Source organism: Streptomyces sp. NPDC002513 (genome assembly GCF_053595355.1).
On the sequence record NZ_JBSFXK010000017.1, the window covers coordinates 86,597 to 112,548 of the forward strand.

Genomic DNA, 25,952 nt, shown 5'->3' on the forward strand with positions numbered 1-25,952 from the left:
GTCTCGGCCGCGCGGCCGGAAGAGTCTCATGCGCGGAGCATACGGATTGTGGACACTTGTTCGGGCGGGAGGGCGAGAACTGGTCGGCGGACCCGCGCCGTCCGGGGCTGGGCGGGACGCTCAAAGCTCGTCGAGGTTCCCGTGCCCGGACACACCTGGAGCAGACGCGGGTTCGCGCCGGCGAGGGGTGAGCGCGCCGGTCAGAGGCTCTGCCCCGAAGGGGCACTTCGGTGTGGCACGCGTGCCTTCGGGACACATGGGCCGGGTCGCGTGTTCGCGCGAGGACGCCGCACGTCAGTCCTGGTCCGAGCTGGACAGAGCCTCGGCGATCAAGCGGGTGGCGAAGTCGTGGTCGTCGGAGATCCGGTTGATGTGCTCCGCGAGCAGGACGGCCGTGGCTTCCAGGGGATTCATCTCGGCCTCGGTCCAGTCTCCGTACTGCGCGCGCCACAAATTGGGGCTCAGGCCGGTGCCTGCGGCGATGATCAGGCCGGCCATGGTGGGGATGACCTCGGGACGGAAGGTCTTGGGCATCATGCGCATCGTGGCCACCAGGGTGGGCACCACGTACTCCATGACGTCCTTGTCGTGGTCCTCGCAGGCCGTCCGCAGCCACGTCATGAACATGTAGATGAGCGTGCACGTGCCGTCCAGCAGCGCATCGACTCCCGTAGGGCCCAGGGACGCGGCGAACTGGTCGACCATCTGCTGCTGTTCGGGGTCGGTCTCGGTCTTGCTGTTGTAGACGGCTTTCAGCCGGGAGTCGATCATCATGAGCGCTGCGCCGACATCACCGACGGGAGCGTACTCGGGGTCACAGGGCGATGACACAGGACTCCTCCTCGTATGACCGCGGCGGGTAGCGCGGCATGTCCGTACCGTAACCGCTGACTGGACGGGGGTCCGGCGAATCCCGATGGTGGGCCTTTCGGCGGCACTCGGCCCCGGCGATCCCGGAGGGGCGTCCACGAGGAGCCGCAAGCGGATGCGGGATGAGCCACGCCGGCCTCACCGCGCATTGTTCATTCATTGTTCGCATGCGCTTTCCGGCGGCACGCGCGGCATCGCATATCGTCCTGCTCCTGCTCCTGCTCCTGCTCCTGCTCCTGCTCCTGCTCCTGCTCCTGCTCCTGCTCCTGCTCCTGCTCCTGCTCCTGCTCACAAGTGATCGCCGACAGCCGGAGCGCTGCGCGATACAGGCCGGCGCCGGGATCGCCCGGGCGGTACCCCGGTACACCGGTACCCCGGGATGCGACGGGCCGAGACGCTTGCGGCAGACAAACAGGCACTCTTATGGGGGGCTTCTCGTTGAATTCTCGCCCGCGCCGCCATGTCGCGGCGCTCGCGTCGGCTGCCTCGCTGGCAGCCGGCCTGCTTGGTGCGACGGCACCGGGCGCGCAGGCCGCGACAGGTGATGTCACGGCCGGTCAGATCGGCCTGTACGGCGGATCCACCGGCGTGGAAACCGTCAACGCCGATGGGACGGGGCTGCGTTCCGTCTCCAACATCCCGAACTCCGGGTACACCCCGAACTGGTCGCCGGACGGCAGCAAGGTGGTGGCCGGAGGGAGCCAGTTGGCCACCGGCCGCGTCACGGGCACCACCTCGCTCGTCGCCTTGCCCCGGGCCACCAAGGTGCGCTCCAGCGCGTCCTATGAGGACCCGACCTTCTGGCTGGACGGCCGGTACGTGGTGTTCAGCACGGGCGGCCAGCTCGCCTACGGGCCCTCGGACGCTCGTGGGAGCCGGAGCCGTTGCTGACGGACGCCCAGGAGCCGTCGACGGTCTGCGACATCCACCCGACGGCCGGCCCTCCGGGCACGCTGGCTTTCGAACGGCGCACCAACTACGGCTGCTCCGACAGCCTGGGTAACTGGACCTACAACAACGCCACGTACTCGGCCCCGGCGATCGCCCTCGGTGCCGAGAAGCAGGGCCCGGTTCTGATGACCTCCGGCAGCGGGCTGGACTCCGCAGCGGCCGCGGAACTCAAGCGCTCACTGCCCAAGGGCAGCACCGTCTACCTGAACGGCGGCACCCGCATCCTCGGCTCCAAGGTGGCCGACCAGGTGCAGGCGCTCGGCTACAAGACGCTGCGCCTCGACGGCTCCGACCTCTCCGCGCTGTCGGCCCGGGTCGCCAGGCAGATCAGCGCGACCCCGAGCTGGGTCTTCGTCGCCGACGGCAACGAGTACCACGACCCGATCGCCGCCTCCACGGCCGCCGGCGCGCTCGGGTACCACGGCACGGGTGTGGTCCTGCTGACGAACGGCAAGACCGTCCCCGCCTCGGTCACGAACTACCTGAACGCCCTGAACCCGAAGACCACGAACCTGGTGACGGTCGGCTACAACGCCACCCAGGCGATGGAGCACGTGACGCTCGACAAGGACTGGGACTTCTGGGCCATCGGCGGCAAGACCCATGAGGACGTCGCCGCCAACCTGGCCCGGTTCTGGTGGTCCGCGCCGACGGAGGCCGTCGTCGAGGACACCTGGACCTGGCAGAACGCCGTCGCGGGCGGGGCCGTCACCGCCACGTACGGCCCGATGCTCTGGTCCAGCCGGTCCACGCTCTCGGCACCGGTCTCGTACTACCTGAGCCAGCGCGCCGTGAGCATCTCGGTGGTGCAGACCTTCGGCGGCAACACGTCGTACCCGCCCGCCAACCGCACCGCCATCGGCTCGGCGATCGCCGCGAGCAGCGCCTGGACGTCCACCGACTGGGCACCGGGCGGTGCGGTGTCGGCGCCGGCTGCCACAGCGCGGTCCTCCCGGGTCTCGGCCCTGGCCTTCGCCGGCAGCGGCCGACCGACGCCCGACCCCACGGTGGTGCCCGGTCAGCACCTGCCCGCACCCGACAGCCACAGCGCCCGATAGTTCCGTACGGAGCTGGTCGGGACTGCGGCTCACCGACACACGGAAGCCCGGTGGCCCACCGCCTCACGGTGGGCCACCGGGCTTCGGCGCAGCGGCCGTGTCACGGCCGGGCCGCCACTGCCGACCTCGGTGATCACACAGGAGTCCAGGAAGGGCCCTCGCCCCCTGGTTCCCGGTCCCGGTTTCGGTCCCGGTCGCAGGTCGGAGCAGGACGGGACCACAGACCGATGGCGTCGGCCCGAGCGCTTGCTAGCGTGGAAGGTGGTTCTGGCACCCAGGGGAAGGAGGCCGACCGATGGCAGTCGAACTCAACCACACGATCATCGCCGCACACGACAAGGTGGCGTCCGCACGGTTCCTCGCGGATCTGCTGGGCTTGGAGGTGGCACCGGATTACGGTCCGTTCGTCCCGGTACAGATGCCGAACGGCGTGACGCTGGACTACATGGAAACGGACGATTCGATCGCCCCGCAGCACTATGCGTTCCTCGTCTCCGAGGACGACTTCGACGCGATCTTCGCCCGTGTCCGCGAGGCGGGCCTGACCTACTGGGCGGACCCGCATCACCATCGCCCCGGCGCGATCAACCACAACGACGGCGGCCGCGGGACATACTTCGACGACCCGAACGGACACAACCTGGAGATTCTGACCAGGCCGTACGGCAGCGGAATGGACTGAGACCCCAGAGCGGTGCCGGGAGCCGGAGGCGCCCTCGGTGACCACGAGTTCAGGACATCGCTCGGAGCGCAACTCCGCGAACTCAGGCCCGAGTTACGGCCTCACTGCGCGGCGATCTCGCCGGGCACGGCGCCCCGCGTGACCGCACGCGCGTACGAACGCCCGTGCAGAGTCCTTCGGGAGAGGCCGGTGCTCCCGTCAAGGCTGGCAGTCGCGACTTCCCGGAAGCCTGGTCTCACTTGCCGGCTTCCGGGCCGTACCACTGGAGCGCCTGGCCGGTGACAGCGGCGATGCACTCGAAGTCCCGGTCGCGGTGCAGCAAGGTCAGGCCTTGCAATTCGGCCGTGGCGGCCACGACGAGGTCGACGGCTCCGGCGCTGCGGTGCTGTCCGCGCTGGGTGAGAATCCCCTGGACCTGCCAGGCGCGATCGTAGGCGCGGTCGTCGACCGGTATCCAGCCGAAGACCAGGCGCAGGTTCTCCATGCCCTCTGCACGGTCGGTGGCGGAGCGCGCGCTGTAGAAGAACTCCAGCTCGGTGATGGGGCAGGTGGCGACGAGCCCGGCTGCGGCCGCCTGGTCCCATCCGTACTGCTCGGCATCGCCGCGCAGCATGCGGGCAAGCGCGCTGGTATCGATCAGATATTGCGCGGCGTTCACCGGCGGTAGTTGCCTTTGTCCTCGAAGAGGTCCAGGTCAAAGGCGCCCTCTGCGGCGGCGGCGCGCAGCCGGGTGAGCGCCAGCGCTCGGCGTCGGTTCTCCAGCACTTCACGCAGGGCGGTGTTCACCGTCTCCTTCTTGGTGCTCGTACCAAGCGCCTGGGCCACCTCTGCCACCAGCTGGTCATCGAGGTCGATCACGGTGCGACTCATCGGCTACACCTCCATGTATATATATTGCGCCATCGATTATATACGCTCATCTATGCGAGCCGCAGGCGTCCGGCCCGGCGACTCACACAATCAGGGGTCTGGCACGAACCTGGCACGCGACCACTGATCGCTGCGTAAAAACAACAAGGCCCAGGTCCGGGGTCGGCGCGTCTTTCAAGGAAACTACAGCTCAGGTCGATTCTTCGGATCCGGCGGCACCGCACACCTCGCGGATCATTCATGCACACACCATGCTGTGACTAGGGGATGTGCGTGAACCATGTCGGATCGATCCGGACGGGAAGGCGACGGTCCCATGGCGAAGCTGCTGTTCGTGATGACTGGAACGGCGTACTGGACGCTCAAGGACGGCACCAGGCACGCGACGGGCTACTGGGCCGAGGAGTTCGCGGCCCCGTACAAGGCCCTCACCGAGGCCGGCCACGAGATCGTCGTCGCCACCCCCCGCGGGGTCGTACCCACGGTGGACATGATGAGCCTGCGCCCCGAGATGGCCGGCAACGCCCAGATCGCCCTCGATCTGGAGGCGATCATCCGCTCCGCGGAAGTGCTGCGGCGACCGATCCAACTGGCGGATGCCCGCCTGGAGGACTACGACGCCGTCTACCTTCCGGGTGGCCACGGGCCCATGGAGGATCTGTGCGTCGACGCCGATGCCGGCCGGCTGCTGACGGCGGCCCTCGCCTCCGGTAAGCCGCTCGCCATCGTCTGCCATGCCCCGGCGGCGATGCTGGCGACCAGGATCCACGGCACGTCGCCGTTCGCCGGCTACCGGGTCACCGCGTTCACGAACGAGGAAGAGGAAGCGGTCGGACTCGCCCAGAGGGCCAGGTGGACGGTCGAGACCGAACTCATCGACATGGGCGTCGACTTCACCAAGGGCGAGATGTGGAAGCCCTACACGGTGGTGGACCGCAACCTGTTCACCGGACAGAACCCCGCCTCGGCATCCGTCTTGGCGGAACGCCTGCTCAAGGTTCTCTGAGGCTCCGAGCAAGACGTCGTTTCCTTCGGTGGCTGTCCCGGGGCGCGTGTGATGGTGGTGTGCCGTTGTGGCAGTCTGCTCGCGTGGACGATCTCGTTGGCACGCAGGCGCCGGGCTGTCGTCTGACCGACCCCGCCGAGTCGGTGGCGGAACTCGAGCGGGCGCTGCCCGGCCTGGTGGCCCACCGTCTGCAGACACCGCCGGGTGTCGACTGGCCACGGCTGGAGAGCGAGTTGGGGACGGCTCTGCCCGCTGACTACAAGCTCCTCTGCGAGCTGTACCCGGCGTTCGAGCTGAGTGACTTCATGCTGGTCGGCGGCCCGGCGCCGGGTGCCGAGGCGGGCTGGGTCCAAGACGCCCACGAAGAGCTGGACATCGTCGCCGAGTGGTGCGAGGACGCCGACTTGGCCGTCCCGATGCATCCTTACCCCGCGCCGGGCGGCCTGCTTCCCTGGTCCAGCTCCAACCAGGGGGACTACTTCTTGTGGACCACCAGTCCCATCGGGCCGCAGGAGTGGACGGTCACCGTCGCCTCGCGCAATGGTGAGTGGTGGCACTACACCGGTGGGGCGGTTCAGTTCCTGGCTGATCTGGTGAGCGGCGTCCTGGAGCCCTGGGCACTGCCGACAGTCCGACCTGAGATCTCCTGGGTCCATGAACCAGGCGACGGCAGCAGATGAGAGCCGCAGCACTGCCGGCGAACGCGAGGAAGTGCTCGGCCTTGTGTTCGTAGCGTCGGTGCCGACGTCGACACTCCGTCACATACTGCTGCCTACACCGACGTTCGCTGCCGTCGCCTTCAGTGCGTGTTTCTGATCCCCGGATCAGGACGGCATCGGCTTCGGCGCGGAGCTCCAGGTTGTCCATGCCCCTGTGCAACCGGATAGCACGGACAATCGGCCAATTCACGCAGCGTGACAAGCGCATCGCGAATGCACCACCAGACATTCGCCGATCGAGGACGACCAGAGCGGAGCGCCTGCCCGCAAACGCCCTCGACCAGCACGTTTACGCAGGTCAGGAGGCTATCTCAGCCCGGAATTTGAACGCCTTCCCCGTTCTGTAGCCCCGAGCGGCTACATCGCAGTGCACCGCGCCGCGAACCCGAACCCGCCGCCGGCCCCGCTGAACGCTGTGCTGGTCCGTGCGGTAGCGGCGCATCGTAGGGGCGCTGATGCGCGGCGGAGGGGAAGCGGAAGCGGGCGCGGGTGTCTGCGTGGGGAACGGTGCCCCTCCACCCGCCGGCAGCCGACTTGCTGACTCAAGGTCAGCCCTGTAGAGACTTTCCGCCTTCCCGGCGCTACACCCATTTATGGGCTTTTCATTCGAATAATTCTGGCCGGGCAAGTCGATCTGATCACCCCTTGACCGGCCCGTCGGGCGCACCATAACCTCTGCCTGTCCAGACGTGTGTACAACTTGGAGTCGCGAGTGACGACACAAGCAGAGGTTGCGTTCGCGACTCGGCGAAGCTATCGGGTGGTGCGTCTGCGTCACCCGTTGCGCTGGGTCTCGGCGTTCCTGGTCATGGCAGGGCTGGCCGCGCTGGGGATGGCCTTCGCCCACGCGCAGATCGACTGGCACGTGGTCGGGGAGTTCTTCGCCGCCAAGGTCGTGCTGAGCGGTTTCGTCCATACCTTGATCATCTCGGCGCTGGCGATGCTGCTGGGGCTGGCGATCAGCGTGGTCTTCGCGGTGATGCGACTGTCGTCCAACCCGGTCACCAGCGCGGTGGCCTGGCTGTACGTGTGGCTGTTCCGCGGCACGCCGGCAATCCTGCAGTTGCTGATGTGGTTCAACATCGCACTGGTCTTCCCGGTCATCTCGATCCCCGGGATCTACCACGGCCAGACCGTCCATGTGGTGACGCCGTTCGTCGCCGCGCTACTCGGTCTCGGGGTGAACGAGGGCGCCTACCTCACCGAGGTGGTGCGCGCCGGCATCCGCTCGGTGGACGAGGGGCAGACCGAGGCGGCGTCCGCGCTCGGCCTCTCCCGGCTGCAGACGCTGCGGACGGTCGTGATGCCGCAGGCCCTTCGGCTCATCGTCCCGCCGATCGGCAACGAGGCGATCGGCATGCTGAAGACCTCCTCACTGGCGACAGTCATCTCCTACACCGAGGTCCTCAACTCGGCCCAGCAGATCTACTTCGTCAACGGCCGTGTCATGGAGCTGCTGATCGTGTGCGCGATCTGGTACATGATCGCGACCTCGGTGCTGAGCACCGCCCAGTACTTCCTGGAGGCCCGGATCGGCCGCGGCGGCCGCCGCGGCCGGCCACGCACCCTCGCGGAACGGGCGGTCGCCGCCGTTCTGGACCGCGCCCTCCGCAGCAAGAAGGCGGTGACCTCATGACAGGGTCCGGCGTCGCGCCGATGGTACGCGCGATCAACGTGCACAAGTCCTACGGCGGGCAGCAGGTCCTGCGCGGCGTCGATCTCGACGTCGCCGAGGGCGAGGTGGTGTGCCTGCTCGGCCCGTCGGGTAGCGGCAAGAGCACCTTGCTGCGATGCCTCAACCACCTGGAGCGCATCGACGACGGCCTGGTGTGCGTCGACGGCGACATCATCGGCTACCGGCTTGCCGACGATCGGCTCCACGAGCTGGCGCCAGGCAAGGTGCAGCGGCAGCGTCGCTCGATCGGCATGGTGTTCCAGCACTTCAACCTGTTCCCGCACATGACGGTGCTGGGGAATGTCATCCATGCGCCGGTGCTGGTCAACAAGGAGCCGCGCAGCCGGGCGGCCGATCGCGGACGTCGGCTGCTCGCCCAGGTCGGGCTGGCCGACAAGTGCGACGCCTACCCCGCCCAACTGTCCGGCGGGCAGCAGCAGCGGGTGGCCATCGCCCGCGCACTGGCGATGGAACCCCGGCTGATGCTCTTCGACGAGCCCACGTCGGCGCTCGACCCCGAATTGGTCGGCGAGGTCCTGGCGGTGATGCGGGACCTGGCCCGGGACGGCATGACGATGGTCGTCGTCACGCACGAGATCGGCTTCGCCCGGGAGGTCGCCGACCGCGTCGTCGTCATGATCGACGGCAAGGTCCGTGAGGCCGGGCGGCCTGACGAGGTCCTCACCGATCCCGCGGACGAGCGGGTCCGCTCCTTCCTCTCCCGAGTCCTGAACTGACGGTCCCCCACCGGATCACCCACCCCTGGAGGCAATAATGAGCACCTCGTCCATGCCGTCGTGGGCCGGACGCCGAGGCCGCCAGGCGGCCTCGGCCGCGCTGGTCGCCTTCGCCGTGACCGCCGTGGCGGCCTGCGGCAGCAGCGGCGACGGCAGCAAGGACGCCGTCGGCAGCGGCTCCGGGTCCTCCGCCAATGCGGGGCCGGCCCAGAGCAAGGACCCCGCACTGGCCGCCATGCTCCCCAAGGACATCGCGTCGGCCGGCACCCTGAACGTCGCGATCAGTCTCGCCTACAAGCCCATGGAGTACTCGGACCCGGGTTCGACCGAGCTGAAGGGCGCGGACATCGACCTGGCCAAAGCGGTCGGGGCGAAGCTCGGGGTGAAGACCGAGTTCCAGAACGTGCAGTTCGAGCAGCTCATGCCGTCGACCACGACGCACCGCGCCAACATGATCTGGACCGCCTTCAGCGACCTGACCAAGCGCCAGAGCGCGCTCGACTTCATCGACTACTTCAAGACGGGCGACCAGTTCTTCGTCCCGAAGTCGCTGGCCGACTCCATCAAGACCCCTGCCGACCTGTGCGGAAAGACCGTGGCGGTGGCGACCGGGACGGCCTGGATCCAGACCGTGAAGGACGTCAGCGCCGCCGAGTGCGCCGGCAAGGCCCCGATCGCGCAGGTCGTTGTGCCGTCGCTGTCCGAGGAACTGCTCCAGATCCAGCAGGGCCGCGCCCAGGCGTCGATGATCGGCATGGAGGGCGTCGGAGACCTCCAGGCCGCCCAGCCCGGCAAGTGGGGCAAGGTCGGGGAGCCCTACAACACCGGGTACTACGGCGTCGGCTTCGCCAAGGGACAGAGCCAGCTGCGGGACGCGGTGCTGGCAGCACTGAAGGCCCTTCAGCAGGACGGCACTTACGTGAACATTCTCAAGAAGTATGGTCTGGAGAGCTCGGCTGTGCCGGCTTTCACCCTCAACCAGGGTAAGTGACACTCAATCAGGTTCGCGGAGACGCTCGATGGCCACGCTCGACAAGCATGATCCCACGCCGCTGTACGTTCAGATGTACCGGTCGCTCAGAACGAGGATTCTCGCGGGCGAGTACGAGAACGGCGCAACCATCCCCTCGGAGCCCGAACTTCAGCAGATTTTCGGCACCACCCGGGGAACGGTGCGGAACGCGATCGCGCTGCTGGTCAACGACGGCTTGGTGCAGCAGGTGCGCGGAAAGGGTACATTCGTGCGCTTCGCGCCGTTGAATTACAGCGTCTGGAACTTCGGCAGCTTCACCGACTACGCGCGCAGCCGGCACGAGCGCCCGGTGTCGCGCGTCGTGGAGCAGGTGGAGACCGAACAGGACGGGGAGCCGATGCTGCGGCTCGTCCGGGCACGCGGGATCGCAGGTGAGGGCGCAGCGACGTGTCTGCATTTGGACACCTCCCTGCTGTCGCTCAGGATGTTCCCAGGCCTGCAGAACCACGACTTCGGCGCGGACTCGCTGTACCGGATCCTGCGTGAGGAGTACGACGTCTGGCCGTGGCGCAGTGAGATGACGATCGGCACCTTGTCACCTGACGCGGCCACCCGGGAGATTCTCGGCATCGAGGATTCCGTCCACTGCCTGATGAAGGTCGACGGACTGATCTACGACTCGCGCGAAACGAAGATCGAACAGACCAGCGTCGTCTATTCCCCCCGGGCGGCCCTGCGCATCGTCGCGAGTATCAATTCACGGGAGGACGCACCGGAATCCTGACCACTTGGCCAGGGCCGGCGGCGGACCGGACGCTTCTCGACGACCGGTCGGGACACTGAGAGGGTTTTGTGAGCGTTACCAGCAGTTCGTCATTTCTTTCCATGTTCCCGGACGGCAAGCCCGTCCTGGGCATGCTCCACCTGCGGGGCGAGAGCGCGCAGGACAAGCTGGAGGTCGCCCGCACCGAGATCGACCTGCTCGTCGCCGGCGGCGTGGACGCACTCGTCGTCGAGGACTACTTCGGCTCCACCGAGGTGGCGGAAGAGGTGCTGAAATACCTCGCCGCGGAGCGGCCGGACCTGGTGTACGGCGTCAACATGCTGCGCGACCACCGGCTCTCCTTCGAGTTCGCGGGACGCTACGGGGCGCGGTTCGTGCAGCTCGACTCGGTCGCCGGCCACCTGACACCGGACGAGGACGAGGCGTTCGCCGCGGAGCTCCAGGAACTGCGCGAGCGCACCGGCGTCCACGTGCTCGGCGGAGTGCGCTTCAAGTACCAGCCCTACCGTTCCGGCCGCACCCTGGCAGAGGATCTGGCCATCGCCGTCACCCGCTGCGACGCGGTCGTCGTCACCGGCCCGGGCACCGGAGTGGAGACCGGCCTGGACAAGATCGAGGAGTTCCGGGCACTACTTGGACCGGACTTCCCGCTGATCGTCGGCGCGGGCATCACCGACACCAATGTGTTCGCGCAGCTGGCATCCGCCGACGGGGCCATCGTGGGCAGTTTCTTCAAGCAGGGCCACCGCGACGACGCGGTCATGGAGGCGGCTTACATCCGCCGGCTCATGGACAGCGTCCAGGCGATCCGTGCCGGACGGGACCTCGTGGCGATCCGCGCGGTTCCCGCCGCCGAGATCGACTTCTCCCCCTACGGCGAGATCACCCGGCTGACCGGCGAAGGCCCCTCCACCGTCGAGTCCAGCGGTGACGGCTGGCAGGACGTGATGACCCGGCGCCCGCTGCTGCGCGCCCCCGGTCACCTCGGCATGACGCTCGGTTCCGGCGCCCCCTTCGTGACCCGGCGCATGGAGCGGCACCTGTACACCGAGGAGGCGATCCTCTGCATGGCCTCGCCGGTCGTCCTGCCGGTTGCGGCTCCCACCGAGGCGGACGCCCCCGCGGCCGAGGACGTGCGTGCGGTCATTCTGTCGCCCGGCGAGGTCGCGGTGCTCAAACCTGGCACCTGGCACGACGCCTGCCACGGAGTGGAGGGACCCGCGCACTACTACTGGATGGCCACCTCGATCGACGGCGTGTCCAGCCCGTGGGTCGAGATCACCGGCGGATCGGTCGCGGTCTCGTGCTGAACCGTGCCGTCTTCATCGGTGATGTCGCTCTCGACGAGTACTTCCGGGCCGATCGATGGCCCGGGCTGCGGGACAAGCTCGACGTCGAAGCGCTGCCGCCCCGGATCGGTGGCATGATCGCCAATGCCGCGTGCGTGTACGCGCGTTACGGGGCGGCGGCCGAGATGGTGTCGGTGCTCAACTCCGGGGCGGTCAGCGACACGCTCCGGCGCGGGCTGGAGCAGGCCGGCGTCGGGACCGCCCACCTGCTCACCGACGACTCCCTCGCGGACTCCAGAACTCTGATCTTCCTCGTGGACGGTGAGCACACGGTGTTCATCCCCGAACTGGGCGAGTACACCATCGCGGTCAGCCCCGGCCTGCTCGCCGATGTCCAAGCGGCCTCGTTCGTCTACTCCACGGTCTCCCAGGTGAAGCGGCTGCGGCTGCCGGGCAGCGAGGCCGGCCCCGCCGACGTGCTCCGCCTGATGAAGCAGAACGGTACCCGGCTCGCCTTCGACCTGGACGTCAACCGGACCGACCCGGCGGACAGCGAATACCTGGCCCTGGCCGACGTGGTCTTCGTCAACGACGTCGGCTTCGCCGCACACCGAGGCGGGAGAACCGAGAGCGACGCCGTCGCGGAGTTCCTGGCGCTCGGCATCGGCATCCTCGTGGTGACCCACGGCGCGGACGGATGCACGGTGCACACCGCTTCCCAGGCGCTGCGGATCCCCGGCGTCGCCGTGGATCCGGTCGACGTCACCGGGGCCGGTGACACTTTCGGCAGCTCGTTCGTCTTCGGACTCGGCTGCACCGAGGACCTGGAACTGGTCGCCCGGTTCGCCAACGCCGCGGCCACGCGATCGGTCACCGTCATGGGGCCTCAGGGGGGCGTCGCACCGGCGCAGGAGGTGGTGGCGTTCATGGTGGAGCACCGGCTCGGCTCCCCCGCGGAGTTCACCTGTTTCACCGCCGGCGCGGGTACGACCTCGCCGTAGCGGCGTCCGAACGCCGCCTGCCCGCGTCGTGCCGGACCACCGCAGGTCCGGCGCGACGCGGGCAGCGCTGTCGCGTACCGGTCCGGATACGCCCGTGGCCCTGAAGCGCGGCACGGGGACGCTGTCACGTTGACTGATGGCGCAGGATGATCTTCGGATTGGTCATGCTGGAGGGGAAGCCGTCCCTGGAAAGTGCGTCGCCGTCGCACAAGGGGCATCGGTACCCGATCGAGGTGATCTCCCACTGCGTGTGGCTGTGCTTCCGCTTCCCGCTGACGTTCCGCGAGGTATCGGACTGCCGTCAGGGCCGTCGGGCCAGGGTGGTCTTGAAAATCGTCGTGGCGCGGCTGATCGCGGGGCGTCAGCGCAGCGCAACCTCGCCCGCGTGGACGGCACTCAGTGCGCGCTCGACGGTCTCCCGGTTTTCGCCGACCGGAGCCACGTAATCGATGACGTCGCGCGCGGCACTCTCCCCGAGCATGCGGGTGATCACCCACGTGGCGAGATACTGGGACGAGGCAACCGCCCGCCGTAGCGATGTTCCCCTCGGCGTGGAACGGCGCGTCCAGCACGGTGACGTCGCAGGCTTCGGCGAAGGGCCGGCTCTTCCTGTCAGTGCATGCCGGTATGCCGTCCAGCAACCCCAGCCGGGCGAGCAGCAGCCTGGAGATCAGCCGGTCATCGGCGATCTGGCCGCCGACTATGACACCGACGCGATCCTCACCCTTGACCGACGCGACTTCCGCGCCGTACGGCCGCTGGGCCGCCACAAGGCGTTCCGGGTGCTGCCCGATGACCTGCCGCTCTGATGCGAGCCTCCCGCTGCCGAGCTTCCAGCGCTGTTGACCTGCCGCTTGCCCGGTCATGCCCCCGCCGCCGCCGCCCCGGCCGGCGAGGCCGCCGGAGCCGTAGTACCCCGGTACCACCCGCCCGGCAGTGTTCAGTCCCTGGTACCACCGGATCCGGGAGATCGCGGTCTTAGCGTGGCGGAGGAGGCGTCGGGCGTGCCGGGCGCCGGAGTCCGAGAGAGAGAACGCGAATGATCGAGGCACAGCAGCTCACCAAGAGGTACGGGGAGAAGACGGCCGTCGACGGTCTGGACTTCACCGTGAAGCCGGGTGCGGTGACGGGATTCCTCGGCCCCAACGGAGCGGGCAAGTCCACAACGATGCGCATGATCGTCGGGCTCGACGCGCCGACGAGCGGCTCCGTCACGGTGAACGGCCGGCGCTACGACCGTCACCAGGCGCCGCTGCAGGAGGTCGGGGCGCTCCTGGAGGCGAAGTCGATACACCCGGGCCGCTCGGCCTACAACCACCTCCGTGCGCTCGCGCTGACCCACGGCATTCCGCGCCGCCGGGTCGACGAGGTCATCGAGCTCGCCGGTCTCGGCAGTGTCGCGAAGAAGCGGGCAGGTGCCTTCTCTCTCGGCATGGGGCAGCGGCTCGGCATCGCGGCCGCGCTGCTGGGCGATCCGCAGACGGTGATGCTGGACGAGCCCGTGAACGGACTGGACCCCGAGGGCGTGCTCTGGATCCGCAATCTGCTGACGTCGCTCGCCGCCGAGGGACGGACGGTGTTCGTCTCCTCGCACCTGATGAGCGAGGTGGCGCTGGTGGCGGACCACCTGATCATCGTCGGCCGGGGCCGGTTGCTGGCCGACACGACCGTAGGGGACCTGGTCCGTGAGGCGGGTGGCGACGTCGTGCAGGTCGCCACGCAGGATCCCGCACGGCTGCGGGACGTGCTGGCCGGGCCGGGTGTGGAGATCACCGGCCGGGTCGGCAGCGAGGAACTGCAGGTCACCGGGGTGACCGCCCGGGAGATCGGGCTGAAGGCGGCTGAGCACGGGATCCCGCTGTTCGAGCTGACCTCGAAGGCGGTGTCGCTGGAGGAGGCATTCATGGAACTGACCAGGGACGCCGTGGAGTACCACGGTTCCACGACCGGCACCGACACCTCCGGGAGCGCGGCATGAGCACCCTCACGGCCACACCTCAGACTCCCGAGGCCGCCCCGGCCGCACCGGCCCGCCCCGCGTACAAGGTGACCGGCCGGCGCGTGCTGGCGTCGGAGTGGGCCAAGCTCTGGTCCCTGCGTTCCACCTGGATCACTCTCGGCCTGGGCCTGCTGTTCCTCGTGGCCTTCGGTGTCATCGCCGCGAGCCACTACAAGTCCAATGTCGACTCCGGCCGGCACATGGACCGCGACTTCGCCTCCGCGACGGCGGTGAGCCTGTCCCTCTTCGGTACGAACTTCGCCCAGCTCGCACTCGGCGTGCTCGGTGTCCTGGTCACGGCGGGCGAGTACTCCACCGGCATGATCCGCTCCACCCTCGCAGCCGTACCGCGCCGGCTGCCCGTGCTGTGGTCGAAGGCAGCCGTGTACGGACTGGTCGCCCTGGTGATCGCGACCGTCGGCGCGTTCATCGCCTTCCTCGTCGGCAGCCAGATCGTGTCCGGTACGCCCGCTGCCATGGGCCTCGGTCACGCCGGCGTCGTACGCAGCTTGCTGGGTGCCGGGCTCTACCTCGGCCTGGTCGGCGTGATCGGCACCGCCCTCGGGGCGCTGTTGCGGTCCGTCGCCGGCGGCATCTCGGTCCTGGTCGCCGCCCTCATGCTGGTGCCGGGACTGGTCTCCCTGCTGCCCACCTCGTGGCAGGGCGACATCGACCCCTACCTGCCCAGCCACGCGGGTGAGTCGATCTTCGCGCTGACGCATGACTCCACCACCCTGTCGCCCTCCGCCGGGCTCCTGGTCTTCCTCGGCTGGACGGCACTGGCGCTCGCGGGGGCGGCGTACCGGCTGCTGCGCAGCGACGTCTGAGCAACGGCACCCGCATCATGGGCCTGTGAACGCAGTGACCACTGATGATCTCAGCGGGATGGGGCCGCTGGTCGCCCGGCTCGGCCGGGCCGGCCAGCGGCTCAGGCACGCCGACCAGGCCCGGCCGTGGGTGCTGGACACCGCGGTGGTGGTGCTGGTCTTCCTGATGTTCTGCCTGCCGGACCTGCTGCACGGGGCCGATGGGGACGGCGACGGCCCGCGCCGCTTCCGCCTTGTGTTCACCCGGCTGCCCATGGTCGGGATGCTGGCCCTGCAGGCCGGGCTCGTGCTGCCGCTGCTGTGGCGGCGGCGGGCGCCCGCCATGGCCTTCGGCGCCATCACGGCCGTGTTCATGGTCCAGTGGTCCCTCGGCGCCGCACTCCGTGCGGACGTCGCCCTCTTCGTCGCCCTGTACAGCCTGGCCCTGCACGGGCGGCTACGGCAGCTGCCGTGGGCCTGTGCCGTCATGGCGGGTGCGCTGGGCCTGGTCGCGGCGCGCGTCTCGGCGGCGGTGTCGGTCTGGGACGCGCTCTTCTTCCTGCTCAGCACGGCTACCGCGGCCCTCGCCCTCGGCCTGATGATCCGCATCCGGCGGGCCCAGCTGGCCGGGCTGCGGGACCGCGCGGCCCGACTGGAGATCGAACGCGACCAGCGGGGCAGGCTCGCCGTCGCGGCCGAGCGGGTGCGGGTGGCTCGCGAGATGCACGACATCGTCGGCCACAACCTGTCCGTCATCATCACCCTCGCCGACGCGGGTGCCTACGCCGCTGCCGTCGCTCCGGAGCGGGGCAGGGAGGCCCTGCACCTCATCGGCGACAGCGGCCGTCAGGCTCTGAGCGAACTGCGCCGGGTGCTCGGCGTGCTGCGCGAGGCGGACGGCCCGCGGGGCGAGCCCGAGCTGAGCCCGCAGCCCGGTCTCGCGGACATCGACGCGCTGTGCGAGGGTGTCGGCGCCGCAGGCCTGGACGTCGTCTACCGTACGGCCGGTGACGTCGACGCCCTCGACAGCGGGGTGCAGCTCACGGTCTACCGCATCGTGCAGGAGGCCCTGACCAACACCCTCAAACACGCCGGCGCGGGTGCCCGTGCGAACCTGGCGATCGTCGTGGAGGACACACGGCTGACCATCACCGTCCAGGACTCCGGGCCCCCTGCACCGGCCGACCATCTCCGTACGGCGAACGAGGAAGGACATGGCCTGGTGGGCATGCGAGAACGAGCAGCTCTCTACGGCGGACACGTCAGCGCGGGTCCCTCGGGCACGGGATGGACGGTCCGCGCCGCTCTCGACCTCGCTCCCCGGGGCGGTGCCCGGTGACCACCGTGCTCGTCGTGGACGACCAGCCGCTTCAGCGGTACGGCTTTCGCATGCTTCTGGACTCCGTACCCGAGACGGAGGTGGTCGGGGAGGCGGCACACGGAGCCGAAGCCGTGCGCAAGGCCGCTGAACTCCGCCCGGATGTCGTCCTCATGGACGTACGCATGCCGGGCATGGACGGCATCGAGGCCACGCGCCGTATCGTCGCCGCCGGCGACCGTTCCCGCGTCCTGGTACTCACCACGTTCGACCTGGACGAGTACGTCCATGCAGCCCTGCGTGCCGGAGCCAGCGGCTTCCTCCTCAAGGACGCCCGCCCCGAGGAACTCCTTGCCGGCATCCGCGCCGTGGCCGTCGGCGACGCGGTGATCGCGCCCGCACTCACCCGCCGCCTGCTGCACGAATTCGCCCGTCTCGTGCCATCCGGCGGCGACGGCTCCGCCGAGGATCCGCGCCTGAGTTCCCTCACCGACCGCGAACGGGAGATTCTCGTCGCCATCGGCAAGGGCTGGACCAACGGCGAGATCGCCACGCATTTCGTCCTGTCGGAGTCCACGGTGAAGACGCACGTCGGCCGCGTCCTGTCCAAGATCGGCGCCCGCGACCGCATCCAGGCGGTGATCTTCGCCTACGACCACGGCCTGGCCCGACCTCACTCGGCCTGAGCGGCGGGTTCGGCGCGCATCACCGTGAACGGCGACGTGGTCAGCATCGAGCTGTCGATCCAGGGCACGTTCGAGGGGCCGCTTCAGACGCCGGCGGGCACCGTCAAGCCGACCGGCGCGAAGGTCGACGCGCCGACCGCCGACTTCTGGTACCTGCACAACGGCAAGGTCGAGAAGTTCAACTGCTTCGTCGGCTGCACGAAGATGTACTCCGACATGGGCGTGAACCTCGACTGGGCCTCGGCGGTCGACAAGCACTGAGCCGTGCCCCGGCGTTCTGGCACGGGCTGGTCCGCTCGGCGAAACGACGAGCGGGGTGGCCGCCGAGGCTTCCTCGGCTGGTCGGTCGTGACCCAGAGGGCATCGCCGGCAGGCGAGGGCTTAGCGTTCTTCACCCGTCGCCGTGGCTCACCGCGGTCCGCACCCATCCCAGGGCGGCCGGTGCGAGGCCCGCCTCACCGGGTAAAGTGGCGATCTTCGGCCGGCGGAAGCCGTACGGAGTCCTTGAAGGCCGGGTACCTCATGCATCTCGCCGACAATCCCGCACGCCGCCGTCTCGGCGCCGCTCTGGACCACCTCTCCGTCACCTTCCGCGGCATGACAGCACATCCGGACGAGCACAACTGCGAATGTCACTGGGGCAGTTCGCAGGAGCTCTCCCTTCTGAAGACACCGGACGTCGAACTGGAACCGGACCTCCTGCGCCGGACCTGGCAAGCCATCGACTGGACCGATCACGCGGCCGTGCTGCGCCGCATCCTGCCGCAGTTCGCCAGGGTCCTGGTCGCCGGGCGCGCGGAGCCCCTGTTCGGACTGGAAGAGGCCGGATACTCCTTCGCCCGCGGCCGCTGGCAGCAGTGGCCCGATGATCACGCCGATCCGGTACGCGAGTTTCTGCACGCCTGGTGGGCGCAGAGCCTCACCCATCCGGATGCCGCCGTCCCGGCGCATCAGGTCTTCGTGATGTGTGCCGAGGCGTCAGGAACGCTCGGCCCTTGGCTTGCCGACTGGGAGAAGCAGACCGGGTACCTCAGCGACCGACGTCTCGCCGAGGCGGTCGCGGAATGGGAGTACGAGCTCCTGGGAGACGGCCTGCCGTGGAGCGTCGGCTGGTACAAGCACGACGAGGAGGAGATGCGTGCCGAACTGGTCGCCTGGCTCCTCGGCCACGCTGCGGTGCGGCTCCGCGAGTCGGGCGCATCGGCGGATCTGCAGCACCGGATACGGCTGCTCGGACTCACCGGCGAGGACCGCTGGACGGATCCACACTGGCCCGGCCACCGCTACTGACAGTGGTATCAAGCGTGACGCGGCGGACGAGGAATCCATACGCAGGTAGCAACAAGCGCGGTCACCGTGAAGAGCAGGACCCGTAACCCGGCGCCGCGCTCCCGGGCCTGCCCGAAACCGGACCCCCGGTCCTGTTGCCCTGGGTGTCGGCGGGCCGGACCGTTCCATGTCGTCCGACTGCCGCCGTCACAGCCTTGGTATGGCGCGAAGCGTGGGGTATGTGTCGTTGACGTCATCCGGAGCCGGATCGCAGGGTGGAGGAGTGGAGCAGCGCCGCATCGTCTTTGTGATCTTCGAGGGGTTCCAGCCCCTTGACCTCTTCGGTCCGTACGAGGTGTTCCACCATGCCCATCAACTCACCGGCAGATACTCCTGCCAGGTCACGGCACCGCGTCCGGGACCGGTACCGTCCGGCAGCGGGCTTCCGACACACGTTCCCTACGGTGTGGCCGATCTGGACCCTGCGGGGATCGACACGCTGGTGGTGGTCGGCGGCAAAGGCGTCGACCAGGCCCGTCACGATCCGGCGCTGACAGGCTGGATCGCCGACGCGGGGGCCGGCGCCCGACGCGTTGCCTCCGTGTGCAGCGGGGTGTTCCTGCTGGCCGCCGCCGGACTGCTCCGGGGACAGCGGGTGACCACCCACTGGGCACGTGAGCAGCAGCTCACACGGGAGCATCCCGAACTGGTCGTCGACTGCGACCCGATCTTCGTCAGGGATGGGCGGGTGTGGACATCGGCCGGGGTGACGGCGGGGATGGACCTCGCACTCGCCCTGGTGGAGGACGATGTGGGCCGGGAGGTCGCCCACACCATCGCGCAGGAGATGGTGCTGTTCCTGCGTCGCCCGGGCAACCAGTCGCAGTTCAGCGTGCCGTTGTGGTCGAGGCAGCCGTCCACCGACCCCATCCGCGCGGCTGTCTCGGCGATCCACGCCGATCCCGGTGCCCGGCACGCCATCACCGACCTCGCCTCGCAGGCCGGGCTGAGTCCCCGCCAGCTCCAGCGCAGGTTCACAGCCGAACTCGGCACCCCGCCCGCAACGTATGTCGAAGGCATACGCGTCGAGGCGGCGAAACGGGCCCTCGCCGAGACCGGCCAGCCCGTCGAGGCCCTCGCACGGCGGTACGGCTTCGGCACCGCGGAGACGCTGCGCCGCGCGTTCCACCGCCGTCTGGGTGTTGCACCGTCCGACTACCGCGACCGATTCCGTTCCGCCAGGGAGTACATATGACCACCTACGGGCTGCTGACCTTCGACGGCGTGGAGGAGTTGGACTTCACCGGGCCATGGGAGGTGTTCACCGCCTCCTCCATGGTGCGCGACCACGCCGACACCGCGCTGCTCATCGCCGAACGCCCCGGCGCCGTCCGCTGCAACAAGGGCATGCGGGTCCTGCCGGACCACACCCTGGACGACCACCCTCCGCTGGACGTCCTCCTGGTCCCCGGCGGCAACGGCACCCGCCGCGAAGTGTCCAACCCCGTGCTCATCGACTGGATCCGCAAGACCTCCGCCGGCACTGCCTGGACCGCCGGAGTCTGTACCGGAGCCCTGCTGCTGCACGAGGCAGGACCGGCCCGCGGCCGCCGCGTCGCAACCCACCACCTGTTCGAGGACACCCTGCAAGCCAGGGGCGACATCGTTGTGGTCCGCGACGCCCGCTACGTCGTCGACGGAAACCTGATCACCAGCCAGGGCGTCTCAGCCGGAATCGACATGGCCCTGTGGCTCATCGGCCGCCTCCATGGCCGCGACCACGCCCGCGCCGTCCGCCGCTACATCCAGTACGACCCGGCCCCGCCGTACCTCGCTGATGAGCCGGCCGCCGGCTGACACCCCGCAACCGCTCAGCCCCCGACCATGGGTGCGATGCGAAGTCGGCCCGGGGCGCAGACCTCCACCAAGGACTCCTCGAACTCGCCTGCAGCATCATCTGCTTGAGACGACTGCGCACAGCACACTGAAACGAGCAGTAAGAGGGGTGACGATGCTCTGCCTGGTTCTGACGGGGCTGGCGCTCGCGTCCGTCGTGGCGGCCGCAACGATCGTGCTGGTGCGCCGTGAACGGCGCCGGATGGTGCCGAGTCCGGACGGGCAGCACATCGAAGCGGCGGCTACGAGAGCCTTTCGCGACGCGCGCCGGCAGGCTCATGCCTATGAGCACTTCAGTGACGCCGGCGGCAGCATCAGTGCCCTGCGGGATCGCGACTCCCGCTCGTAGGGCACCTTCAGGCTCTGGGAACCCCTGTCGGGTCCTGGCATGACAAGGAGCCTTGTCCAACTGTGACGCCGATCCACAGGTGGCCATCGCTCCGTTTCGACTGCCCGAGACAGGCCCGAGCGCCTGTCGGAGGCTCAGCCGCTCGTCTTGGTCCGGTGACCCGCATCACACCCGGCTCCTGTCAGCAATCGGGGCGCCGTCTCGTTCAAGGGGCACGCGAACGAGACAGGAGCAACGCCATGAAGCACCGCATCGTGGTACTCGGCGCCGGATACGCCGGGGCCTTCGCCGCCGGAAACCTGGCCCGCCGGCTCTCTCCGGCCGACACCGAGATCACCGTCGTCAATGCCGTGCCCGACTTCGTCGAGCGGATGCGGCTCCACCAGCTCGCGATCGGCCAGGATCTCGCGTTCCGCAAGCTTGGCGACGTATTCGAGGGCACCGGGGTGCGGCTGCGCCTGGCGCGTGTCACCGGCGTCGACCCCGAGCGCAGGACCGTCGCCGTGACCGGCGAGGACGGCGACGGCGAGCTCGCGTACGACACGCTTCTCTACGCGCTCGGCAGCTCCGTAGCCCACCATGGCGTCCCCGGCGTGGCCGAGTACGCCTTCGATGTGACCGGCCGGTCCTCGGCGCTGCGTCTGCGCGAGCGCCTGGCCGGCCTGGGCGAGGGCGGCACCGTGCTGGTCGTCGGTGAGGGGCTGACCGGCATCGAGACCGCCACCGAGTTCGCCGAGTCCCGGCCCGACCTCTCGATCGCGCTCGCCGCCCGCGGCGAGCTGGGCGCCTGGCTCTCCCCGAAGGCCCGCAGTCACCTGCGCCAGGCCTTCGACCGGCTCGGCATCACCGTCCGCGAGCACACCGACATCGAAGCGGTCGAGCCGACACGGGCGATCGCCGCCGGCGGTATGTCCATCCCGGCCGACGTGACCGTGTGGTCGGCCGGGTTCGCCGTGCACCCCATCGCGGCCGCCAGCGGCCTGGAGGTCGCCGAGACCGGCCAGATCGTCGTCGACCGCACCATGCGCTCGGTCTCGCATCCGGACGTCTACGCCGCCGGTGACTGCGCCTATGCGATCGGCGAGAACGGCCGGCCGCTGCCGATGTCCTGCGCCTCGGCCGGCTTCACCACCATGCAGGCGACCGCCGCGATCATCGCGCGCCTGACGGGCAGCAAGGTCCCGATCACCGGGCTGAAGTACTACGGCAACCACATCAGCCTCGGGCGGCGGGACGCGATCTTCCAGATGGTGGACGGGGACGCCCGGTCGAAGTCCTGGTACCTGGGCGGCCGGACCGCCGCGCGGCTCAAGTCGGGCGTGCTCAAGGGGTCCGGGTGGAGCATCGCCCACCCGACCTTCGGCATGCCCAAGCGCAGGCACCGCCTGGCCACCGCGGCTGATCGGGCCGGTGCGAGGGTCGCCGCATAGGCTGCTCCGCATGGACAGCGCAGCCATCGATCGGTTCGAGGCCAGCCGGGGACGGCTGGCCTCGCTCGCGTACCGTCTGCTCGGCTCGGCCGCCGACGCCGAGGACGCCGTGCAGGACACGTTCCTGCGCTGGCAGGCCGCAGACCGGGAACGTATCGAGGCGCCGGAAGCGTGGCTGACCAAGGTCGTCACCAATCTCTGCCTCGACCGGCTCCGCTCGGCGCAGGCGCGCCACGAGCGAGCGGCCGGTGCCTGGCTGCCCGAGCCGCTCCTTGAGGGCGACCCGATGCTCGGTCCTGCCGAAACCTTTGAGCAGCGCGAATCGGTGTCCTTGGCCGTACTGACCCTCATGGAGCGCCTCTCGCCGGTCGAGCGGGCCGCTTACGTGCTGCGCGAGGCCTTCTCGTACTCTCACGCCGAGATCGCCGGGATCCTCGACATCACCGAGTCCGCGAGCCAACAGCATGTCCACCGGGCCCGACGCCGGGTCGCCGCCGAGCGCCGCGGCGGCGACGAGGCGGACCCCGCGTCCGCGCGCCGGATCGTCGAGGAGTTCCTCGCCGCCGCCACGTCGGGGCGTACCGAACGGCTGGTGGCGCTGCTCACCGACGACGCGACCGCGGTCTCGGACGGCTACGGACTGGCCAGGCGGCTGCTGCGGTACAACACACGCGAGCGCATCGCCTCCTACGTGCGGGCCGGCTTCAAGCCCACGCCGGCGAAGCGGCGGCTGGCCGGCGGCTCCCTCGCGTTCCACATCGCGCTGGTCAACGGCTCCCCGGCCGTCCTCGCCGTGGTCGACGACCGGGTCGTGGGCGCCGTGGCGTTCGAAGTCAGCGACGGCAAGGTCGTGTTCCTGCTCGGCATCGCCACGGCGGACCGGCTCGCGCGCCTCAACGAGGCCTGGCGGCAGCACGAACCCGACGCGCCGGTCATCAACGCATGGTGACCAGAGCCACCGGAATCCAGTGATCATGCCGTGCTTCTTGCGTTTGCCCGCACCGAGCAGCACGGGCGGTGTCCGTCGAGATCGCCGAGACCGCGTTGCAGGTCAGTGGCACCGTCTCACAGCCTCGCCACCCGTCATGAGGAAATCACCCGCCCAACAAACAGGAAATTCAACGGCTTTCACCCAATAGCCGTGGGCGCCAGCGGGCGGCGATATCCTCCTCGGTGACGCCGCTCTCGTAGGCAGGAGAGACCAGCCGTCCGACGTCGAGGACCTTCACCAGCACAACGGACTTCACGCGAGCCGGATTGGTTCCGCGCTGCTTGACGAACCGGGCGACGACGCGGTCAAAGAGCTCGCCGCGCGTGTGAACCTCGGCGTTGCCCCGGAAACGGTAGCCCTTGCGGATCACCGGGTCGACGACATTGATTTCGACGGCAGGGTTGCAGGAGAGGTTGGCGACGGTCCCAGGCGAGTGCGTGTCCAAGAAGACCAGGTGGTCGTCGTCCCACACTTCCGTCGTCCCCTTGGGGGACAGACTCGGAGTCCCGTCGGGCCGTACGGTTGCCACAAATCCCAGCCCCTGGACCGTCACCATACGGCGCATGTCCTCGTCCAGCATGACCGTCTCCTGTCTGCCGTGTGCCGACTGTGCCATCTGGTTCAAGGCATCATGCCAGGCAGGAGCGAGGCGGGATCATGTGGCAAGAGCAATGTGGCGGACACAACGCCGGAACCTCGGTGGCTCGAGACGGGCACATGGCCACGCTGGTCGGCGGAACGAGAGCGGGGAGATCGTGCCCGGGCCGGGACGGCAGCCGCCACGCCGTCAACCGGTGTCCGCGGTCCGGGCGCTCCATCGCTCCTCGACCCTGGCCAGACGCCAGTAAGCGATGGCGAAGGCCCAGACGACCACGAACAGGCCGACGATGACGTAGCCGACGTTGTCCAGGTTCAGGCTCGCGATCCAGCCGGTGACGCCATCACTCAAGCCGAGCTTGTCGCGCAGAACGCCGACCAGTTCGATCGTGCCGACGAAGAAGGCCACCGCGATGGACAGGCCGGTGATGGTGAGGTTGTAGAAGACCTTGCGCACCGGGTTGGAGAAGGCCCACTGGTAGGCGAAGTTCATGAATGTGCCGTCGAGGGTGTCGAAGAGACTCATGCCCGCCGCGAAGAGGAGGGGCAGGCACAGGATCGCGTACCAGGGCAGGCCGGCGGCGGCGCCGTTGCCGGCCAGGGCGAGGAGCAGGACCTCGGTCGTGGTGTCGAACCCGATCCCGAACAGGAAGCCGAGCGGGAACATGTGGCCTGGTCGGCGGACGGACTTGGTGAGCCGGCCCAGGAGGCGGTTCATAAAGCCGCGCGAGTCGAGGTGGGCCTCCAGCTCCGCCTCGTCGTAGCGTCCGGCGCGCATGGCCTTGAACACGCGCATGATGCCGAACAGCGCCACGAGGTTGAGGGCGGCGATGAGGTACAGGAAGCCGCCCGAGACCGTGGTGCCGACGGTGCCGAGGACCTGGTGGGTTCGGGAGCCGTCGTCCATCAGGGCGCCGGCGAGCTTCGCGCCCCCGGCGACCAGTGCGGCCATGGCGACCACCACGCTGGAGTGGCCCAGCGCGAACCAGAAGCCCACCGACACCGGCCGCTTGCCGTCGGCCATCAGCTTGCGGGTGGTGTTGTCGATCGCGGCGATGTGGTCGGCGTCGAAGGCGTGCCGCATGCCGAGGGTGTAGGCCGTGAGCTAGGCTGCTGCGATGACTGAGGGGCGGGGACGGGTGCAGCCGTCCGGAGTGTGGGCCACCGCGGTCAGGGTGGCCCGGGTGCGGGCCATGGAGACCCAGCGGGAGCACGCGTTGTTCCGCGACCCGCTGGCGCTGGCCTTCGCCACCGCCGGCGGGCTCGGGCCGGACTCGGCCCTGCCGCCGCGCGGTGACGAGGCCTCCCGGCGGCGCTGGCAGGGCGTGGCGTACTCCATCGTCATCAGGACGAAGTTCCTCGACGACCTGCTGGAACAGGCCTCTGCGGCCGGTGTCCGGCAGGTCGTGCTGCTCGGTGCGGGCATGGACAGCCGGGCCTTCCGGATGGACTGGCCCGAGGGCACCCGGTTGTTCGAGGTCGACACCGCCGAACCGCTGGGCTTCAAGGCCTCGGTGCTGCGCCAGGAGCGGGCCGTCGCCCGCTGCACCCGGATCACCGTCCCGGTGGATCTGCGCGAGGACTGGCCCGGGGCGTTGGCCGCGGCCGGGCACGACCCCGCGCGGCCGACCGTGTGGATCGCCGAAGGGCTGCTGATCTACCTGCCCGAGGATGCGGTGGAACTGCTGCTGGCCCGGATCGGCGCCGTCTCCGCACCGGGCAGCCGGATGGGCCTGACACTGGGCTCGCGCGGGGTGATCGAGCGCTTCGGCGCGGACGCCGGACCGGGATCGGTGGCCTCCATGTGGGTCTCGGAAATGCCCGAGGACCCGGTCGGCTGGCTGGCCGGGCACGGCTGGGACGCCGAGGGCTACACCCTGCGCGAGCGCGCCGCCGCCTACGGCCGTCCGATCCCCACTCCGCCACAGCGGGAAGAGCAGCCCGGCGGCCTGATCTCGGCCGTCCGCCGGCCGGCCGGCCAGCGGTGAACCCATCC

27 protein-coding genes and 4 pseudogenes are annotated in these 25,952 nt (G+C 69.2%); 25 read left to right on the plus strand and 6 right to left on the minus strand.

The features are described 5' to 3' along the window. Positions 1 to 294: 294 nt before the first annotated feature. Positions 295 to 831, minus strand: a complete 537-nt coding sequence (locus tag ACWD5Q_RS14620; RefSeq protein WP_451427334.1) for a hypothetical protein — start codon at positions 829 to 831, stop codon at positions 295 to 297. 477 nt (positions 832 to 1,308) lie between these two features. Here ACWD5Q_RS14620 and ACWD5Q_RS14625 point away from each other — a divergent pair, with 477 nt between their 5' ends. The 3 genes from ACWD5Q_RS14625 to ACWD5Q_RS14635 all read left to right on the plus strand — a co-directional run bounded on the left by ACWD5Q_RS14625 (position 1,309) and on the right by ACWD5Q_RS14635 (position 3,561). Then, a complete protein-coding gene (locus ACWD5Q_RS14625; RefSeq protein ID WP_451427335.1) occupies positions 1,309 to 1,761 on the plus strand; it encodes a TolB family protein in 453 nt (150 codons plus the stop codon). Further along, complete coding sequence (locus ACWD5Q_RS14630) at positions 1,755 to 2,879, plus strand: hypothetical protein (protein WP_451427336.1); 1,125 nt, start codon at positions 1,755 to 1,757, stop codon at positions 2,877 to 2,879. The genes ACWD5Q_RS14625 and ACWD5Q_RS14630 overlap by 7 nt, the downstream gene beginning before the upstream one ends. Before the next feature lie 295 nt (positions 2,880 to 3,174). Beyond that, positions 3,175 to 3,561, plus strand: coding sequence for a VOC family protein (locus ACWD5Q_RS14635; protein ID WP_451427337.1), 387 nt, complete (start codon positions 3,175 to 3,177; stop codon positions 3,559 to 3,561). 235 nt (positions 3,562 to 3,796) lie between these two features. Here the strand turns inward: ACWD5Q_RS14635 and ACWD5Q_RS14640 are convergent, their stop codons facing one another. Continuing rightward, positions 3,797 to 4,219 carry a PIN domain-containing protein gene (locus ACWD5Q_RS14640; protein WP_451427338.1) on the minus strand — a complete coding sequence of 141 codons (423 nt, stop codon included), beginning with the start codon at positions 4,217 to 4,219 and terminating at the stop codon, positions 3,797 to 3,799. Then, the gene (locus tag ACWD5Q_RS14645; RefSeq protein WP_359489255.1) at positions 4,216 to 4,431 is read right to left on the minus strand and encodes a type II toxin-antitoxin system VapB family antitoxin; all 216 of its coding nucleotides are present in this window, start codon (positions 4,429 to 4,431) and stop codon (positions 4,216 to 4,218) included. The genes ACWD5Q_RS14640 and ACWD5Q_RS14645 overlap by 4 nt, the downstream gene beginning before the upstream one ends. Before the next feature lie 316 nt (positions 4,432 to 4,747). Here ACWD5Q_RS14645 and ACWD5Q_RS14650 point away from each other — a divergent pair, with 316 nt between their 5' ends. The 9 genes and pseudogenes from ACWD5Q_RS14650 to ACWD5Q_RS14690 all read left to right on the plus strand — a co-directional run. Then, the gene (locus ACWD5Q_RS14650; RefSeq protein WP_451427339.1) at positions 4,748 to 5,437 is read left to right on the plus strand and encodes a type 1 glutamine amidotransferase domain-containing protein; all 690 of its coding nucleotides are present in this window, start codon (positions 4,748 to 4,750) and stop codon (positions 5,435 to 5,437) included. Between the two features lie 83 nt (positions 5,438 to 5,520). Next, positions 5,521 to 6,117 carry an SMI1/KNR4 family protein gene (locus ACWD5Q_RS14655; protein WP_451427340.1) on the plus strand — a complete coding sequence of 199 codons (597 nt, stop codon included), beginning with the start codon at positions 5,521 to 5,523 and terminating at the stop codon, positions 6,115 to 6,117. 802 nt (positions 6,118 to 6,919) lie between these two features. Further along, positions 6,920 to 7,792 (plus strand): amino acid ABC transporter permease, encoded by an 873-nt coding sequence (locus ACWD5Q_RS14660; RefSeq protein ID WP_451427341.1) that lies wholly within the window; start codon positions 6,920 to 6,922, stop codon positions 7,790 to 7,792. Further along, complete coding sequence (locus ACWD5Q_RS14665; protein ID WP_451427342.1) at positions 7,789 to 8,568, plus strand: amino acid ABC transporter ATP-binding protein; 780 nt, start codon at positions 7,789 to 7,791, stop codon at positions 8,566 to 8,568. Before ACWD5Q_RS14660 ends, ACWD5Q_RS14665 begins: the two co-directional genes overlap by 4 nt. 37 nt (positions 8,569 to 8,605) lie before the next feature. Next, complete coding sequence (locus ACWD5Q_RS14670; RefSeq protein ID WP_451427343.1) at positions 8,606 to 9,559, plus strand: ABC transporter substrate-binding protein; 954 nt, start codon at positions 8,606 to 8,608, stop codon at positions 9,557 to 9,559. 28 nt (positions 9,560 to 9,587) lie between these two features. Beyond that, positions 9,588 to 10,325: a GntR family transcriptional regulator gene (locus ACWD5Q_RS14675; protein WP_451427344.1), complete on the plus strand. Its 738-nt coding sequence runs from the start codon at positions 9,588 to 9,590 to the stop codon at positions 10,323 to 10,325. 101 nt (positions 10,326 to 10,426) lie between these two features. After that, positions 10,427 to 11,635 carry a BtpA/SgcQ family protein gene (locus ACWD5Q_RS14680; RefSeq protein ID WP_451427345.1) on the plus strand — a complete coding sequence of 403 codons (1,209 nt, stop codon included), beginning with the start codon at positions 10,427 to 10,429 and terminating at the stop codon, positions 11,633 to 11,635. Next, a complete protein-coding gene (locus ACWD5Q_RS14685) occupies positions 11,629 to 12,615 on the plus strand; it encodes a carbohydrate kinase family protein (RefSeq protein WP_451427346.1) in 987 nt (328 codons plus the stop codon). Before ACWD5Q_RS14680 ends, ACWD5Q_RS14685 begins: the two co-directional genes overlap by 7 nt. 185 nt (positions 12,616 to 12,800) lie before the next feature. Next, positions 12,801 to 12,911 (plus strand): annotated as a pseudogene (locus tag ACWD5Q_RS14690) (IS6 family transposase); the annotation flags it as partial. 65 nt (positions 12,912 to 12,976) lie between these two features. On the opposite strand, the pseudogene ACWD5Q_RS14695 reads toward ACWD5Q_RS14690, so the two are convergent. Then, positions 12,977 to 13,304 (minus strand): annotated as a pseudogene (locus ACWD5Q_RS14695) (AraC family transcriptional regulator); the annotation flags it as partial. On the opposite strand from ACWD5Q_RS14695, the pseudogene ACWD5Q_RS14700 reads away from it, so the two are divergent. From ACWD5Q_RS14700 to ACWD5Q_RS14755, 12 genes and pseudogenes are all read left to right on the plus strand, one after another. Then, a pseudogene (locus tag ACWD5Q_RS14700) lies at positions 13,305 to 13,424 on the plus strand (VapC toxin family PIN domain ribonuclease); the annotation flags it as partial. Between the two features lie 230 nt (positions 13,425 to 13,654). After that, entirely contained in the window at positions 13,655 to 14,593 is a 939-nt protein-coding gene (locus ACWD5Q_RS14705) for an ATP-binding cassette domain-containing protein (RefSeq protein WP_451427347.1), read from the plus strand. Further along, entirely contained in the window at positions 14,590 to 15,441 is an 852-nt protein-coding gene (locus ACWD5Q_RS14710; RefSeq protein ID WP_451427348.1) for an ABC transporter permease, read from the plus strand. The genes ACWD5Q_RS14705 and ACWD5Q_RS14710 overlap by 4 nt, the downstream gene beginning before the upstream one ends. A 34-nt stretch (positions 15,442 to 15,475) precedes the next feature. Further along, complete coding sequence (locus tag ACWD5Q_RS14715) at positions 15,476 to 16,759, plus strand: sensor histidine kinase (RefSeq protein WP_451427367.1); 1,284 nt, start codon at positions 15,476 to 15,478, stop codon at positions 16,757 to 16,759. Continuing rightward, entirely contained in the window at positions 16,756 to 17,424 is a 669-nt protein-coding gene (locus tag ACWD5Q_RS14720) for a response regulator (RefSeq protein ID WP_451427349.1), read from the plus strand. The genes ACWD5Q_RS14715 and ACWD5Q_RS14720 overlap by 4 nt, the downstream gene beginning before the upstream one ends. 36 nt (positions 17,425 to 17,460) lie before the next feature. Then, positions 17,461 to 17,685, plus strand: coding sequence for a hypothetical protein (locus ACWD5Q_RS14725; protein ID WP_451427350.1), 225 nt, complete (start codon positions 17,461 to 17,463; stop codon positions 17,683 to 17,685). 261 nt (positions 17,686 to 17,946) lie between these two features. After that, positions 17,947 to 18,714, plus strand: coding sequence for a hypothetical protein (locus ACWD5Q_RS14730; RefSeq protein WP_451427351.1), 768 nt, complete (start codon positions 17,947 to 17,949; stop codon positions 18,712 to 18,714). 262 nt (positions 18,715 to 18,976) lie between these two features. Then, positions 18,977 to 19,948, plus strand: a complete 972-nt coding sequence (locus tag ACWD5Q_RS14735; protein WP_451427352.1) for a GlxA family transcriptional regulator — start codon at positions 18,977 to 18,979, stop codon at positions 19,946 to 19,948. After that, positions 19,945 to 20,550 carry a DJ-1/PfpI family protein gene (locus ACWD5Q_RS14740; protein ID WP_451427353.1) on the plus strand — a complete coding sequence of 202 codons (606 nt, stop codon included), beginning with the start codon at positions 19,945 to 19,947 and terminating at the stop codon, positions 20,548 to 20,550. Before ACWD5Q_RS14735 ends, ACWD5Q_RS14740 begins: the two co-directional genes overlap by 4 nt. A 148-nt stretch (positions 20,551 to 20,698) precedes the next feature. Continuing rightward, positions 20,699 to 20,938, plus strand: a complete 240-nt coding sequence (locus ACWD5Q_RS14745) for a hypothetical protein (RefSeq protein WP_451427354.1) — start codon at positions 20,699 to 20,701, stop codon at positions 20,936 to 20,938. Positions 20,939 to 21,177: 239 nt separating this feature from the next. After that, entirely contained in the window at positions 21,178 to 22,368 is a 1,191-nt protein-coding gene (locus ACWD5Q_RS14750; RefSeq protein WP_451427355.1) for an NAD(P)/FAD-dependent oxidoreductase, read from the plus strand. Positions 22,369 to 22,378: 10 nt separating this feature from the next. Further along, entirely contained in the window at positions 22,379 to 23,317 is a 939-nt protein-coding gene (locus ACWD5Q_RS14755; RefSeq protein WP_451427356.1) for a sigma-70 family RNA polymerase sigma factor, read from the plus strand. A 169-nt stretch (positions 23,318 to 23,486) separates the two neighbouring features. On the opposite strand, the gene ACWD5Q_RS14760 is transcribed toward ACWD5Q_RS14755, so the two are convergent. Further along, positions 23,487 to 23,939: a pyridoxamine 5'-phosphate oxidase family protein gene (locus ACWD5Q_RS14760; protein WP_451427357.1), complete on the minus strand. Its 453-nt coding sequence runs from the start codon at positions 23,937 to 23,939 to the stop codon at positions 23,487 to 23,489. A 207-nt stretch (positions 23,940 to 24,146) separates the two neighbouring features. Continuing rightward, positions 24,147 to 25,061 (minus strand): annotated as a pseudogene (locus ACWD5Q_RS14765) (HoxN/HupN/NixA family nickel/cobalt transporter); the annotation flags it as partial. 13 nt (positions 25,062 to 25,074) lie between these two features. Between ACWD5Q_RS14765 and ACWD5Q_RS14770 the strand changes: the two are divergent. Continuing rightward, on the plus strand, positions 25,075 to 25,944 hold the full coding sequence (locus ACWD5Q_RS14770) for a class I SAM-dependent methyltransferase (protein ID WP_451427358.1): 870 nt from the start codon (positions 25,075 to 25,077) through the stop codon (positions 25,942 to 25,944). Positions 25,945 to 25,952 lie beyond the last annotated feature (8 nt).